The organism is Citrobacter youngae, from assembly GCF_003818115.1.
Classification (GTDB): domain Bacteria; phylum Pseudomonadota; class Gammaproteobacteria; order Enterobacterales; family Enterobacteriaceae; genus Citrobacter; species Citrobacter youngae.
Map to the genome: position 1 here is coordinate 138,187 of NZ_RPOI01000010.1, position 14,892 is coordinate 153,078.

Genomic DNA, 14,892 nt, shown 5'->3' on the forward strand with positions numbered 1-14,892 from the left:
GTCCTGTCTCCGCATTAATAAGTACGAATCTTCGGCGGGAATGCCGGGCGCAGCTTCGGTTCCATATTGACCTGACGTCGTGTCATGGATTCCGATTCTGGCAGGTACAGGGAATGGCACAGCCAGTTTTCATCATCACGTTCCGGGAAGTCGAAGCGGCTATGCGCGCCACGGCTTTCAGTACGGAAGTTTGCAGATACTGCGGTGGCGTACGCGGTCTCCATCAGGTTGTCCAGCTCCAGGCACTCAACGCGCTGGGTGTTGAACTCGCTGGAGGTATCGTCCAGACGGGCATTTTTCAGACGCTCGCGAATCGCTTTCAGCTCTTCCAGACCTTTCGCCATCGCATCGCCTTCGCGGAATACCGAGAAGTTATGCTGCATACATTCCTGCAGCGCTTTGCGAATCGCCACCGGGTCTTCACCGTTGCGGTTACCGTTCCAGCGGTTCAGACGCGCCAGAGAAGCATCGATTTCATCTTCGGTCGCATCCAGCAGGTCACCCTGCTCGGCAATCGACTCTTGCAGATGCAGACCCACCGCACGACCAAACACCACCAGGTCCAGCAGCGAGTTGCCGCCCAGACGGTTTGCACCGTGAACGGATACGCAGGCAATTTCACCTACTGCGAACAGCCCAGGGATCACCACATCTTCGCCCTGCTCGTTTACGGTCAACGCCTGGCCGGTGACTTTGGTCGGAATACCGCCCATCATATAGTGGCAGGTTGGGATAACCGGGATCGGCTCTTTCACCGGATCAACGTGAGCAAAGGTGCGAGACAGTTCGAGAATGCCCGGCAGACGGGATTCCAGTACTTCTTTACCCAGGTGGTCGAGTTTCAGCTTGGCGTGCGGACCCCATGGGCCGTCGCAACCGCGACCTTCACGGATTTCGATCATGATGGAACGCGCCACCACGTCACGACCCGCCAGGTCTTTCGCGTTCGGCGCATAACGCTCCATGAAGCGCTCACCGTGTTTGTTCAGCAGGTAGCCACCTTCACCACGGCAGCCTTCTGTTACCAGAACGCCTGCTCCGGCGATACCGGTTGGGTGGAACTGCCACATTTCCATATCCTGCACCGGCACGCCAGCGCGGATAGCCATACCAACACCGTCACCGGTATTAATGTGGGCATTGGTGGTGGACTGATAAATACGGCCAGCACCGCCGGTCGCCAGCACGGTGGCACGGGCTTTGAAGTAAACTACCTCACCGGTTTCAATACACAGCGCGGTACAACCGACAATCGCGCCATCGGCGTTTTTCACCAGGTCCAGCGCATACCACTCGGAGAAGATGGTGGTATGGTTTTTCAGGTTCTGCTGATACAGCGTGTGCAACAGCGCATGACCGGTACGGTCTGCCGCTGCCGCAGTACGTGCCGCTTGCTCACCGCCGAAGTTCTTCGACTGGCCGCCAAACGGACGTTGATAAATTGTGCCATTGTCGAGGCGAGAGAACGGCAGCCCCATGTGGTCCAGCTCCAGAATCGCTTCCGGACCGGTTTTACACATATATTCAATAGCGTCCTGGTCACCAATGTAGTCCGACCCTTTAACGGTGTCGTACATGTGCCATTCCCAGTTATCTTCATGGGTATTACCGAGCGCAACGGTGATGCCACCCTGCGCAGATACGGTATGGGAACGGGTTGGGAACACTTTGGAGAGCAGCGCACAGGTCTGACCGCTCTGGGAAATTTGCAGCGCCGCGCGCATACCTGCGCCGCCGGCACCAATCACAACAGCATCAAATTCTCTGACTGGCAGTTTCATTACACACCCCACACCACAACAAATCCATAAATGACGTAAACCACCAGCGCAACGACGATAGCCAGTTGCAGAATCAGGCGCACAGCCAGAGGTTTAACGTAGTCGGTCAACACCTGCCACATGCCGATCCAGGCATGAATCAAGATGGAGAAAAGTGCCAGCAGGGTGAAGACTTTGGTGAATGCCGATGAGAAGAAACCGGTCCAGATTTCAAACGTCAGCTCGCCGCTGGTGGCGAAGAAGCCGACCATATAGATGATGTATAACGTCAGAACGATAGCGGTAGCACGAACCAGAATGAAGTCATGTACGCCATTGCGTCCTAATGCGGAGGCGTTGCTTACCATACGAGGACTCCTGCGAGAAGTGAAAGCACGACAATAATAACGAAACAAATTTTGGCGGAGCGTGTCCCTGCTTCGAGGGTTTCTTCGATATAGCCAAAATCCATTAACAGATGGCGAATGCCCATAACGGCGTGATAGGCCAGCGCAATCAGGATCCCCCACAGAATTAACTCCACAAAGAAGTTATTCATAATGGATGACGCGGTGAGGAAACCTTCAGGGGAGGAAAGGCTGGTACCCAATAACCACAACAGAATCCCGACCGCCACGAAGGTGATCACTCCGGATACGCGATGGAGAATGGACGCTATCGCCGTGATTGGGAACCGGATCGTTTGTAGATCCAGATTGACAGGTCTTTGTTTTTTCACATTTCTTATCATGAATAACGCCCACATGCTGTTCTTATTATTCCCTTTGGACTTCGGGTACAGAAGATGAAGACACCTGTAGCCTGAAAGACGACGGGATTTCCTTCCTCCGGTCTGCGTGCGGGTCAGACAGCGTCCTTACTATAACTACGCGTCATATAAAACACTGCTTCCAGATGCTAAAACGACACGTTACAACGCTGGTTGGCTCGGGATTGCAGGGTATTCCGGAGACCTGGCGGCAGTATAGGACGTTCACAAAATCATTACAATTAACCTACATATAGTTTGTCGGGTTTTATCCCGAACAGTGACATAGGTCACGATAACAACATTATTTTAATTTTTAATCATCTGATTTGACAATCATTAAACAAAGTTGTTACAAACGACACCAGAAAAAGCATATAATGCGTAAAAGTTATGGGGTCACTCTTTCACCGGAGATTTAGTTATGTAACAGTGTGGAAGTATTGACCAATACCTTCAGGACAGTTATTAGTGATAGACAGGTTTAATAATTCGGATTGCTAAGTTCTTGATTTGCAGTTTATTCGCCATGAAAAGACCGTTTTACCTGCAAGCGCCCATAGCTCTGTACCCAGGTCACCCCCTCTTTCGCAGAGCGGCGAGCCAAATAACAAACTGGTAACGGTTTATTGATGCACGAAGGCAAATTTGAGTTCCGGCAGTCTTAAGCAATAAGGCGCTAAGGAGACCGTAAATGGCTGATACTAAAGCAAAAATCACTCTAAATGGTGATACTGCTATTGAACTGGATGTGCTGAAAGGTACGCTCGGTCAGGACGTTATTGATATTCGTAGCCTTGGCTCAAAAGGGATGTTTACTTTTGACCCAGGTTTTACCTCTACCGCATCCTGCGAATCCAAAATTACTTTCATCGACGGTGACGAAGGTGTTTTGCTGCATCGCGGCTTCCCGATTGACCAGTTGGCGACCGAGTCCAACTATCTGGAAGTGTGTTATATCCTGCTGTACGGCGAAAAACCGACGCAGGAAGAGTACGACGAGTTCAAAACCACAGTCACTCGCCATACCATGATCCACGAGCAGATCACGCGTCTGTTCCACGGTTTCCGCCGCGACTCTCACCCGATGGCCGTTATGTGCGGTGTCACCGGAGCGCTGGCAGCGTTTTATCACGACTCGCTGGATGTAAACAACGCGCGTCACCGTGAAATCGCCGCCTTCCGCCTGCTGTCCAAAATGCCGACCATGGCCGCGATGTGCTACAAATACTCCATCGGACAGCCGTTCGTATACCCGCGTAACGACCTCTCCTACGCCGGTAACTTCCTGAACATGATGTTCTCCACGCCGTGCGAAAAATACGAAGTAAACCCGATTCTGGAACGCGCAATGGACCGTATCTTGATCCTGCACGCCGACCACGAACAGAACGCCTCAACCTCTACCGTACGTACTGCGGGTTCGTCTGGCGCTAACCCGTTTGCCTGCATCGCGGCCGGTATTGCTTCCCTGTGGGGACCGGCACACGGCGGCGCAAACGAAGCTGCCCTGAAAATGCTGGAAGAAATCAGCTCTGTTAAACACATTCCGGAATTTGTTCGCCGCGCGAAAGACAAGAATGATTCTTTCCGCCTGATGGGCTTTGGTCACCGTGTTTACAAAAACTATGACCCACGCGCGACCGTGATGCGTGAAACCTGCCACGAAGTGCTGAAAGAGCTGGGCACCAAAGACGATCTGCTGGAAGTGGCCATGGAGCTTGAGCACATTGCGCTCAACGACCCGTACTTCATCGAGAAGAAACTCTACCCGAACGTCGACTTCTACTCCGGCATCATTCTGAAAGCGATGGGTATTCCGTCCTCCATGTTCACCGTTATCTTCGCCATGGCGCGCACCGTTGGCTGGATTGCGCACTGGAACGAAATGCACACCGATGGCATGAAAATCGCCCGTCCACGTCAGCTGTACACCGGCTACGACAAGCGTGATTTTAAGTCTGATATTAAGCGTTAATTGTCTGCCGGATAGCGTTAGCGCCTGTCCGGCTTACAGCAATCAACTCTCCCGGGCCGGACAAGGCGTTGAAGCCAGAGTCCGGCCTGTTTTTATTGATCCACATTATTTTATTCTCATCACGCTTTCTCTATGATTTACTGAGAATTCCGTCATTTAACTCAGGAGCATGGGATGCCTGTTTTACAGTGGAGCCTGTTGTTTCTGCTATCGCTCCTTCTTTCCCTGTTCTTCCTGTTGATACATCTCCCAGGCGCATTGCTGCTCGGTTCGATGATCGTCGGTATCATTTTCAGTATGCGCGGGATCTCCCTGCACCCTCCCCGCTGCACATTTCTTGCCGCGCAGGCCGTTCTCGGCTGTATGATTGCGCAAAACCTCACAGGATCTATTTTAACCACGCTTGCGGCACACTGGCCGATGGTAATTGTCATCCTGCTGGTAACCCTCATTAGCAGCGCGGTAATCGGCTGGCTGCTGGTTCGCTACAGCAATCTACCAGGGAACACCGGCGCGTGGGGTTCATCACCTGGTGGGGCAGCCGCGATGGTTGCGATGGCGCAGGATTATGGCGCTGACATCCGCCTGGTTGCCTTTATGCAGTATCTGCGGGTACTGTTGGTGGTCGGCGCTGCCGCGCTGGTAACCCGATTTGTCATGGGCGATCAGGCGCAAACGGTCGGTCAGCAAATCGTCTGGTTTCCACCGCTGAGTATTAATCTGTTGAGCACCATCTTGCTGGCCGCAGTTGCCGGTATAGCCGGGCGCTTACTGCGTATTCCCTCTGGCGTCATGCTCCTGCCTATGCTGGCGGGCGCACTGCTGAACGCAGGTGGTGTGATGGTAATTGAACTGCCGGAATGGCTACTGGCGATAGCGTATATGGCCATCGGCTGGCAAATCGGCCTGGGTTTTGACAAGCAGATCTTTTTAATGGCGCTGCGCCCTTTGCCGCAGATCCTGTTGTCCATTTTTTCACTGATGGCGATCTGCGCCGCTATGGCCTGGGGTCTGGCGCATTACATGCAAATCGATTTTCTCACCGCCTATCTGGCGACCAGCCCAGGTGGCGTGGATTCCGTCGCGGTAATTGCCGCAGGCAGCCACGCCGATATGGCGCTAATCATGGCGATGCAAACCCTGCGGCTGTTCAGTATCTTATTGACCGGTCCGGCGGTGGCGCGGTTTATCTCAGCGCATGCGCCAAGACAGCCTACCTAATGCTGGCAGCCCGGACACCAGTAAAACGGTCGCGAGGAAAGTGTCGTTTTCTCGATGATCCCACCACAGCGCTCACAGGCTTCTCCGTCCCGGTGAAAAACCTTAAAGCGAAACAGCGCCCCGTGATGCTTGTTCTCATCCGCCAGCCCACGGGTGTTGTAGGACAGACGAGGAATATCAAGCAGCGCATGCGCCAGTGCATCCAACTGTTCATCGCTAATCTGTGACGCTTTATGTTGCCCGGTCAACCCCACCAGCCAGAGAATTTCTACCCGCAGATAGTTACCTAATCCCGCGAGAAATGCCTGATCCAACAACAGACCGGAAAACTGGCGATTACGAAAACGGGATGAAAGCAGACGTGCTTTAACGTCATCGGGCGTTAAACGTACATCCAGTACGTCAGGCCCAACCCGCTGCAGGAACGGATGGGTGGTAAGCTGCTCTGGCGTCAGCATCTCGATATCAGACGCGCTATACAGCAGGATAGTTTTATCCTCTGTTTGCAGCCTGACGCGCAGCACCCGCGTGGTTTGCGGAATGTTGCCGGTATTGACCACTCGCCACACGCCGTAAAGCTGATTGTGGCTGTACAGCGTCAGGCCATTGGAAAAATGGGTCAGCAAGGCTTTCCCCCGCGTTTCAAGCTGGGTAACACTCTGCCCGATGAGTTGGGATTGATACGGTTTTAACTGCTCAAAGGCAAACCAGACATCCGTCAGGGGTTTGCCTTTGACTGCCGCCTCCAGGTTATCCGCCGCGCGGCGGATCTCCGGGCCTTCAGGCATAATACTGTCCTTTGTTAGTGTGTTGCACCGCCCGTCACCGCAATATCGCTGTTCACCTGCAATGCAGTGTCAATGGCAATTTCCAGCGCCCGGCGCACCGTTTCGCTCGCCATACTTGGCGCTCCGGGGTGCGCGGCGGCCTGTTGTGGCAGATAAGGAATATGGATAAAACCGCCCTTCACCGCCGGGGCGTCGCGTAGTTTATGCAGCAGGCCATACATCACGTGGTTACACACGAAAGTGCCAGCGGTCTGGGAAACCGAGGCCGGAATTCCCGCGTTGCGCATCGCCATCACCATCGCTTTGATCGGCAGCGTGCTAAACCATGCTGCCGGGCCCTCGGCGACAATCGGCACATCTACCGGTTGTTGACCTTGATTGTCCGCGATACGCGCATCGTCCACGTTGATCGCCACACGCTCAACGGTAATATCGGTACGACCTCCTGCCTGCCCCACCGCCAGCACCAACGACGGTGACAGCGCGTCAATCGCGGCATTAAGTACGGCCAGAGACTCGCCAAACACACACGGTAGCTGACGCGCAACGACGCGGCACCCGGCGATGATAGCATTGTCGAGCCCGGAGACCACTTCCCAGGAAGGGTTAACTGACTCGCCGCCAAAGGGTTCAAATCCGGTGATTAAGACCGTTTTCATCCTTCCTCCTTACAAGAACATCAGGAAATACATCAGGAACACGTTAACCAGCAACAACAGTATGCCGGTTGGCACCTGCGCCTTAATCACCGCGTTTTTATCCGGTAACTCCAGCAGGGCTGCAGGCACGATGTTAAAGTTCGCTGCCATCGGCGTCATCAATGTCCCGCAATAGCCGGAAAACATGCCAATAGCCGCCATCACCGCGGGATTACCACCATGCTGCAACACAAGAATTGGAATACCGATCCCGGCGGTCACAATCGGGAAAGCAGCAAACGCATTGCCCATCACCATGGTCAGCAATGCCATGCCGATGGTGTACACCGCCACGGCGATAAAACGGCTATCTACCGCGAGGTATTCCTGGGTCAGGTATGAAATGCCGCTGCCCACCCCTGCAGCCGTAAACAGCAGCCCGAGCGTCGCCAGAATTTGCGGCAGGATGAACGCCCAACCGATGGAGTCCAGCAGACGACGGGCTTCCTGAATGGGCTGATGGACGCGCTCATGGGTCATTTTTATCGCCATTGCCAGACCAATCAGCGAACCTGCGGTCATCGAAAACAGCGTGACCAGTGTGGCGTGATTCCCTGGCCCAAACAGCGCATCCTGCAAGCCCGGAATATGATTAAACATCAGTACACCGATAACGGTCACCACCGGAATAGCCAGCGCCGGGAAAAACAGGCGATTACCCAGTCGACTGGCGCTTTCTTCACGCTGTTGTTGTGTACGCTGATGGTAGCTGCCCAGCTTCACGCCGCCAAAACCGGCGATCAGCGCCAGGACAACCACCGCAACACCGACGGCAATATGCACCGCGCGTTTGTCGCCAAACAGTGAGTACGTCCAGTCGCCAAGCAGGAACAGCACACCATACAGTCCCCAAAACAGCCCCGTGCTCAGACGGCGTGGGTTCGCTTTGTCCTGCCATGACATCACCGCCACAATCAACAGTACCGCACCCGCCAGCCAGTAGAGATAGCTTTGCTGAAAATTCATTGCGCTGCTCCTTTCGCTGCCGCATTGGCTTTCGCCACCTCACGCTGCAGATAGTTATCCAGACGCCACAAGCGCGTACCGTGGATCAAGAAGGCGCAAATTGCCGTTGGGATCCCCCACAAAGCAATATGCAGTGGCTCGGTCTGGATCCCACCGGACTCCAGCATAAAGTTGTGCATGAAAATGATTGCCCCAAAGGCAACGAAGATGTCTTCACCGAAAAACAGACCAACGTTGTCAGTCGCCGCAGACATTGCACGCAGGCGATAACGCACGGCCCCCGGCAATTCCCCGTGGTTTTTCTCCGCTGCCCCTTCAGCCATCGGGGCTAATAACGGACGTACCATCTGAGGATGCCCACCCAGGCTGGTCAAGCCCAGCGCGGCGGTCGCTTCACGAATAAACAGATAGACAATCAGCAGACGACCACTGGTGGCGCTGCGGATTTTCGCGATCCACGCCTGGGCACGCTCTTTCAGACCGTGACGTTCCAGCAGACCAATGACTGCCAGCGGAATCAGCAGTATAAACGGCAGGTTGCGGGTGTTGAGAAAGCCTTCACCCAGCTTTTCGAGAATAGTGGCGATTGGCATATGCGCTGCCAGCCCGGTGACGATCCCGGCAACGATAACCACCAATACCGGGTTAAAACGTAAAAGAAATCCGACCACGATGACGGCGATCCCCGTCAATGGCCAGAGAGAAATAGCCTCTCCCATAATTAAATCCTTTATGTTGTTGTGTAATATCTTATTGTTTTGTATGAATAAACTTACGTGCTAATTTGAATATTGCATGCATTAAAGGCGCTGCGCAAACGACGGGCAAAAGCGAGTGCGTGCTCACCATCCCCGTGAATGCATACCGTCTGCGCGGTTACGCTTGCCCATGTTCCACTGTGACTTTTTACTCTCCCGGACTGCACCATTTCTAACGTTTGCGCCAGCGCCTGCTCTTCGTCTTCGATCAGTGCACCTGGCTGACTACGCGGAACCAGACTACCATCAGCCTGATACCCCCGATCTGCAAAAACCTCCTGACGCGTCACCAGGCCATAATGTTCTCCGGCACGGATCAACTCACTTCCCGCCAGCCCTACCAGTATCAATGACGGATCGCAGGCATAAACCGCTCTGGCTATCGCATCGGCCAGCACAGGATCTTTTGCGGCCTGGTTATAAAGCATGCCGTGCGGTTTGACATGACGCATCACGCCGCCCTCAGCGCGCGTGATGGTCGCCAGCGCACCAATTTGATACAGCGTTTGCGCATAAACCGTTTCCACAGGCAGGGTCATGGCGCTACGACCAAAATTTTCCCGATCCGGAAAGCTCGGATGCGCGCCTATTGCCACGCCATTTTTTAGCGCTTCGCGCACGCTTAAGAGCATGGTCTGCGCATCACCGGCGTGAAACCCACAGGCAATATTGGCCGATGACACCAGTTGGAGCAGCATCGCGTCGTTCGCACAGCCTTCGCCGAGATCTGCATTCAAATCAATTTTCATCGTTAAGTCGCCATGCTAATTGTTCCAGATAGCGCTGCTGATCGTGACGCGCCTTCAACGCCTCTTCCAGCGAGCACTGAACAAAGTGAATCGGTTGTCCAAGAGGGATCTGCGCAAGGTGATACATATCCGCCTCGATGATACAGGCGATACGCGGATATCCGCCCGTGGTCTGGGCATCGTTCATCAGTACAATTGGCTGCCCGTTATGCGGGACCTGTACCACGCCGGGGAGCAAACCGTGTGACAACATCTCGCGGTCCGTCGCGCGTGTCAGTGGCTGCCCCTGCAGGCGATACCCCATACGGTTACTCTGTGGGCTCAGTCGCCACGGCGATCGCCAGAACGATGCCTGCGATGCCTCGTCAAATTCCTGATATTCAGGTCCGGGCAGCGCACGAATGTGGTTGCCCCACATCAACTGTTTTACCCCTTGTGGGCCATTGAATTGTCGTGTTGAAACGCCAATCGCCAACTTATCGCCATCACGTAACAAACGTCCTTCAAACCCGCCAATACCAACTTTCAAATCGGTACTGCGCGATCCCATAACGTCGGGAACATCAATACCGCCCGCCACCGCCAGGTAACTGCGCATACCATGATGCGGGTGTTTTAATGACAGGCGTTGTCCGGCTTTAACCGGCAGCCGCCAACCGCTCCATACCGGAGTACGATCCAAATGCGCTTCGCATCCCGCGCCGGTCAAGGCAAACCAACCATCCGCGTCAAACTCCACCACCAGCTGACCCAACGTGACTTCCAGCGCAGCAGCATTCGCATCATTTCCTACCAGCAGATTAGCGACGTTCAATGCCGGTTTGTCCAACGCGCCGCAGTGACTTATCCCTGACTGACGAAAGCCATGACGCCCCCCATCCTGTACGGAGGTGTACAGGCCAGCACGAATGATGTTTAACATACGCCCTCCTTCTGCGGGACAAAACGTACAGTATCTCCAGCCCGTAACAGGATCGGCTCCTCGCGCTGCGGATCAAAAAGCTTAACGGCGGTACGTCCTATCAATTGCCACCCGCCGGGCGTTGCAATCGGGTAGATACCGGTTTGTGACCCGCCGATCCCCACCGACCCTGCCGGAACAAGTAAGCGCGGTTCGGCTCGTCTTGGTGTATGCAATGGTTCCAGTAAGCTCCCAAGATAGGGAAATCCCGGCTGAAACCCTAAAAACCAGACGACATAATCAACTGACGCATGCAATTCAACGACCTGCTTGTCGCTCAAACCACTGTGCCGGGCGACTTCGGCCAGATCGGGCCCGTATTCGCCGCCATAGATAACGGGGATTTCGACAAAGCGCGAATCCGGCTCCATCGCCTCGCTCTCTTCCCACCAACGTTGCAGGCGTTCAATGGCATCCAGCGCCAGCGTCTGCGGGGAATTCAGGATCACCGTGATATTGTTCATTCCCGGAATGGCTTCAAGTACATTCGGAGCATCAGCCAGACGCTGGGCCAGACGCCAGATGCGTTTCTGAGTTGCCAGCGTAATCGGCGGTTCCAGCTCCAGAACCACCGCGGTTTCACCTAACAGATAACAACGCGCTCGCTGCACTTTCGTCCCTCTTTATCAGGCTGGGTTAGGGATGTCGACGAACGTCACATCCAGATCGGTATTTTCATTCAGCCATTCGCTCAATGCACGAATACCGCCGCGTTCGGTAGCATGGTGACCGGCAGCATAGAAATGCAGTCCCTGCTCGCGGGCAGAGTGAATGGTTTGTTCAGAAACTTCCCCGGTAATAAAAGCATCAACACCAAAGCGGGCTGCGGTATCAATGAAACTTTGACCGCCCCCCGTACACCAGGCAACACGCTGAACGTTTTCAGGCCCGGTATCACCGCACCATAACGGTTTACGTCCCAGACGCGCTTCAATCCAGGATGCCAGTTCCAGCCCAGGAACCGGCATAGAGAGTTCCCCCCACGGTACCAGAGGCTCTATCTCCCCCATCACCGTGATCCCCAAGAGCGCGGCCAGCTGTGCGTTATTCCCCAGTTCGGGGTGGGCATCCAACGGCAGATGCCAGCCATACAGGTTGATGTCATTTTCCAGCAGCGTTTTCAGACGCCGGCGCTTCATGCCACGAATAACCGGAGATTCGCCTTTCCAGAAATAACCATGATGAACGATGACCGCATCGGCCCCAAGGCGAACAGCCTCATCCAGTAATGCCTGGCTTGCGGTTACGCCGGTCACGATTTTTTGCACCGTTTCTTTGCCCTCAACCTGCAAACCATTCGGTGCATAGTCGCTTATGGCTGCGCTGTTCAGCTTGTCGTTAATCAGTTGTTCCAGCTCGGTGTTTTTCATCATCGTCCTCGTTGTCATAAATTCTGCCTGCCCAATCAGCAACACAGCTTCAGTTAAAATAGCGTCCTCATCTCCGTTCGTCGATAGCCATTTCGCTGACACATCAAGAAACAATCACGCGGCCTGTAAACGTAAATTGCTTACCACCATGAGATTTTATTCATGTATATTTATGCAATCAGACAGCATATTGCAAAAATAATCAGATCTGTATCAAAGTTACAACTTTAAGGAAACACACTCACACGGCACGTTCCTCCCGTCGTGAGGCATTTACTTCGAGAAAATAATGAATAAACAAGCATCTCAGCCGCGCGCGATTTATTACGTCGTCGCGCTGCAAATTTGGGAATACTTCAGTTTTTATGGCATGCGTGCACTGCTGATCCTGTATCTCACTAACCAGCTTAAGTACAACGATAATCACGCGTATGAACTGTTCAGTGCTTACTGTTCGCTGGTGTATGTCACGCCTATTCTCGGGGGATACCTGGCGGATAAAGTGCTCGGTAACCGCATGGCGGTAATGATTGGCGCATTTTTGATGGCAGTGGGACATCTGGTCCTGGGCGCCAGTGAAATGGCTCCGGTGTTTCTCTATTTATCTCTGGCCATTATTGTCTGTGGCTACGGTTTGTTTAAATCCAACATCAGTTGCCTGCTGGGTGAATTGTATAAACCAGAAGATCCGCGCCGTGACGGCGGGTTCTCTCTGCTCTATGCCGCCGGTAACATTGGTTCAATTATTGCCCCTATCGCCTGCGGCTATGTGCAGGAAGAGTACAGTTGGGCAATGGGCTTTGCGCTGGCTGCTATCGGTATGCTGGCCGGGCTGGTCATTTTCTTATGCGGGAATCGTCATTTCGCTCACACCACCGGCGTCAATAAAGCCGTGCTGTGTGCCAAATCGCTCATTCTGCCGAACTGGGCCTGGCTGCTGGTTCTGCTGGTCGCCGCACCGCTTTTAATTACCGTCCTGTTCTGGAAAGAGTGGTCCGTGTACGCGCTGATTGTCGCCACCGTCATTGGTTTGGCTGTTCTGGCAAAAATTTACCGTCAGGCGCAAACGCAGAAACAGCGTAAAGAGCTGGGGCTTATCGTCACGCTGACCTTCTTCAGCTTGTTGTTCTGGGCCTTTGCACAGCAGGGTGGTAGCTCCATCAGCTTGTATATCGACCGTTTTGTTAATCGCGACGTGATGGGATATTCAGTCCCTACTGCCATGTTTCAGTCGGTAAACGCCTTCGCCGTTATGTTGTGCGGTATCGTGCTGGCCTGGGTGGTCAAAGAAAGCGTGAGTGGCAATCGTACCGTTCGTATCTGGGGTAAGTTTGCTCTCGGTCTGGGGTTAATGAGTGCGGGTTTCTGTATTCTGACCTTAAGCGCCCGTTGGTCCGCAGCTTACGGCCACTCTTCCATGCCGCTGATGGTATTGGGGCTAGCGGTCATGGGCTTTGCCGAACTGTTTATCGACCCTGTCGCCATGTCACAAATTACGCGCATTGAGATCCCAGGGGTAACCGGCGTATTAACCGGCATCTATATGCTGCTTTCCGGGGCCATTGCCAACTACCTGGCGGGTGTGATTGCCGACCAGACATCACAGGGCGCGTTTGATGCTTCCGGTGCTATCAACTATTCCATCAACGCCTATATTGATGTCTTTAGCGAAATTACCTGGGGCGCGCTGGCCTGTGTGGCGTTGGTGCTGATGATTTGGCTGTACCAGTCGCTTAAGTTCAGAAACCGTCCGCTGGCGGTAGAATCCTGAGTGTAAGGGCCCGATGATGTAATACTATTCGGGCCTGTTTTTTCGGGTAATTACGCATAACTTGCAGCGAGTTCCTCTTCAGTAAGCCCCGTCACTAGTAGTACCATTGCGCGATCTATTCCCTGCTCCAGCATAGTTTGCGCTATACGTAATGCAGCTTCTCGCTTTCCTACTTCTTTGCCTTGTTGTAGCCCTTGTTGTAAACCTTCCTGTAATCCATCTAACCGTAACCGCTCCGCAATAGTCATCAGCCTCTCCTTATGTTGGGGGATCCGTTGTGCCATCTCTTGCATAAACTCATTAAAGCGAGATTCATCGCCGGATCGTAGGATGTAATTAAACATCGCCTGCAGTTGCGTGTCATTAGCGCATCCGGTAAGTAGTAGCGTGGTCAGTTGCTCTACCAGCCCCATCAAATCCCGCTGACGGATATGTTTTTGCATTAATTCCAGCAGCGCCATTCGCCTGTGAGCCATGATCTCATCATCGGGTACCACCGTTATGTCTACCAACGGAAATGCGCTGGAATAAAGCTGTCTTGCCGCCACGGGGTCGGCAAAGGCATCCAGCCAGCACAATGAGTACGGATAGGGGCTTCGGCAGCCATGATAAAACAGCATCGGTATCACCAGCGGCAGTTCCTTGTGCCCTGCGTCCAGATGGCGCTGCATCGCCGCTAGCGCATAACGCAACAGACGAAAAGCCATATGTGGCTCGGCTGAACTTTGATGCTCTATCACCACATAGACATAACCGTCACCGTTGCGTGTGTGCAAAGACCAGAGCACGTCGGAGTAGCGCGAACGTAAATCCGCTTCAATAAAGCTTTCTGACTCCAGTTGCAGCGAATTCAAATCGCAAAGCATCCGCAGTTCAGCTGGCAGGTGAATGTCGAGAAAATCTCGTGCAGTTTCGGGATGATGTAAAAACGTTTTAAACACCGCATCATGCGGGGTGGAGGTCGTTGGCGTTGTCATTAATTTCCGTCATTTTCATTCAGATGACGGAAATTTACTGCTGAGAGAAAACTTGTGCAGCAGGGTATTCACGGTACTGAGCGCACGCTTCAGCGCTAAAATCACCCGACTGCAACATGTTCATTC

General features: G+C 53.5%; 15 protein-coding genes and 1 pseudogene. 4 read left to right on the plus strand and 12 right to left on the minus strand.

Going from position 1 to position 14,892, the window contains the following annotated elements:
- Window positions 1-14 precede the first annotated feature (14 nt).
- Genes sdhA through sdhC form a run of 3 tightly spaced genes read right to left on the minus strand, consistent with a single transcriptional unit; the run spans window position 15 to window position 2,526 of the window.
- On the minus strand, window positions 15-1,781 hold the full coding sequence (gene sdhA / locus EHN13_RS09380) for a succinate dehydrogenase flavoprotein subunit (RefSeq protein WP_003022919.1): 1,767 nt from the start codon (window positions 1,779-1,781) through the stop codon (window positions 15-17).
- Window positions 1,781-2,128 carry a succinate dehydrogenase membrane anchor subunit gene (gene sdhD / locus EHN13_RS09385; protein ID WP_061067540.1) on the minus strand — a complete coding sequence of 116 codons (348 nt, stop codon included), beginning with the start codon at window positions 2,126-2,128 and terminating at the stop codon, window positions 1,781-1,783. Before sdhD ends, sdhA begins: the two co-directional genes overlap by 1 nt.
- Window positions 2,122-2,526 (minus strand): succinate dehydrogenase cytochrome b556 subunit, encoded by a 405-nt coding sequence (sdhC, locus tag EHN13_RS09390; RefSeq protein ID WP_003831406.1) that lies wholly within the window; start codon window positions 2,524-2,526, stop codon window positions 2,122-2,124. Before sdhC ends, sdhD begins: the two co-directional genes overlap by 7 nt.
- Window positions 2,527-2,909: 383 nt before the next feature.
- Between sdhC and EHN13_RS24135 the strand changes: the two are divergent.
- The 3 genes and pseudogenes from EHN13_RS24135 (at window position 2,910) to EHN13_RS09400 (ending at window position 5,728) form a co-directional block, all read left to right on the plus strand.
- Window positions 2,910-3,017 (plus strand): annotated as a pseudogene (locus tag EHN13_RS24135) (hypothetical protein).
- A gap of 206 nt (window positions 3,018-3,223) precedes the next feature.
- Window positions 3,224-4,507 carry a citrate synthase gene (locus EHN13_RS09395; protein ID WP_106671929.1) on the plus strand — a complete coding sequence of 428 codons (1,284 nt, stop codon included), beginning with the start codon at window positions 3,224-3,226 and terminating at the stop codon, window positions 4,505-4,507.
- A gap of 174 nt (window positions 4,508-4,681) precedes the next feature.
- Window positions 4,682-5,728 (plus strand): AbrB family transcriptional regulator, encoded by a 1,047-nt coding sequence (locus tag EHN13_RS09400; protein WP_048212257.1) that lies wholly within the window; start codon window positions 4,682-4,684, stop codon window positions 5,726-5,728.
- Here the strand turns inward: EHN13_RS09400 and nei are convergent.
- The 8 genes from nei to ybgI are packed head-to-tail and all read right to left on the minus strand — an operon-like array spanning window position 5,725 to window position 12,018.
- The gene (gene nei, locus EHN13_RS09405; RefSeq protein WP_124021291.1) at window positions 5,725-6,516 is read right to left on the minus strand and encodes an endonuclease VIII; all 792 of its coding nucleotides are present in this window, start codon (window positions 6,514-6,516) and stop codon (window positions 5,725-5,727) included. The two genes, EHN13_RS09400 and nei, sit on opposite strands and share 4 nt — an antisense overlap.
- A gap of 14 nt (window positions 6,517-6,530) precedes the next feature.
- Entirely contained in the window at window positions 6,531-7,175 is a 645-nt protein-coding gene (pcp, locus tag EHN13_RS09410; RefSeq protein WP_101742404.1) for a pyroglutamyl-peptidase I, read from the minus strand.
- A 9-nt stretch (window positions 7,176-7,184) separates the two neighbouring features.
- Complete coding sequence (locus tag EHN13_RS09415) at window positions 7,185-8,180, minus strand: DUF979 domain-containing protein (RefSeq protein ID WP_124021292.1); 996 nt, start codon at window positions 8,178-8,180, stop codon at window positions 7,185-7,187.
- Entirely contained in the window at window positions 8,177-8,899 is a 723-nt protein-coding gene (locus EHN13_RS09420; protein ID WP_005122560.1) for a DUF969 domain-containing protein, read from the minus strand. Before EHN13_RS09420 ends, EHN13_RS09415 begins: the two co-directional genes overlap by 4 nt.
- Before the next feature lie 53 nt (window positions 8,900-8,952).
- Window positions 8,953-9,687 (minus strand): 5-oxoprolinase subunit PxpA, encoded by a 735-nt coding sequence (pxpA, locus tag EHN13_RS09425; RefSeq protein WP_124021293.1) that lies wholly within the window; start codon window positions 9,685-9,687, stop codon window positions 8,953-8,955.
- Window positions 9,677-10,609, minus strand: coding sequence for a 5-oxoprolinase subunit PxpC (pxpC, locus tag EHN13_RS09430; RefSeq protein ID WP_061067535.1), 933 nt, complete (start codon window positions 10,607-10,609; stop codon window positions 9,677-9,679). Before pxpC ends, pxpA begins: the two co-directional genes overlap by 11 nt.
- Window positions 10,603-11,259, minus strand: coding sequence for a 5-oxoprolinase subunit PxpB (gene pxpB, locus EHN13_RS09435; protein WP_124021294.1), 657 nt, complete (start codon window positions 11,257-11,259; stop codon window positions 10,603-10,605). Before pxpB ends, pxpC begins: the two co-directional genes overlap by 7 nt.
- A 15-nt stretch (window positions 11,260-11,274) precedes the next feature.
- Window positions 11,275-12,018: a radiation resistance protein YbgI gene (gene ybgI, locus EHN13_RS09440; protein WP_105242157.1), complete on the minus strand. Its 744-nt coding sequence runs from the start codon at window positions 12,016-12,018 to the stop codon at window positions 11,275-11,277.
- 289 nt (window positions 12,019-12,307) lie between these two features.
- On the opposite strand from ybgI, the gene dtpD reads away from it, so the two are divergent.
- Window positions 12,308-13,789: a dipeptide permease DtpD gene (gene dtpD / locus EHN13_RS09445; RefSeq protein WP_124021295.1), complete on the plus strand. Its 1,482-nt coding sequence runs from the start codon at window positions 12,308-12,310 to the stop codon at window positions 13,787-13,789.
- Between the two features lie 50 nt (window positions 13,790-13,839).
- On the opposite strand, the gene EHN13_RS09450 is transcribed toward dtpD, so the two are convergent.
- The gene (locus EHN13_RS09450; protein ID WP_101742405.1) at window positions 13,840-14,766 is read right to left on the minus strand and encodes an Rpn family recombination-promoting nuclease/putative transposase; all 927 of its coding nucleotides are present in this window, start codon (window positions 14,764-14,766) and stop codon (window positions 13,840-13,842) included.
- Window positions 14,767-14,892: the final 126 nt, after the last annotated feature.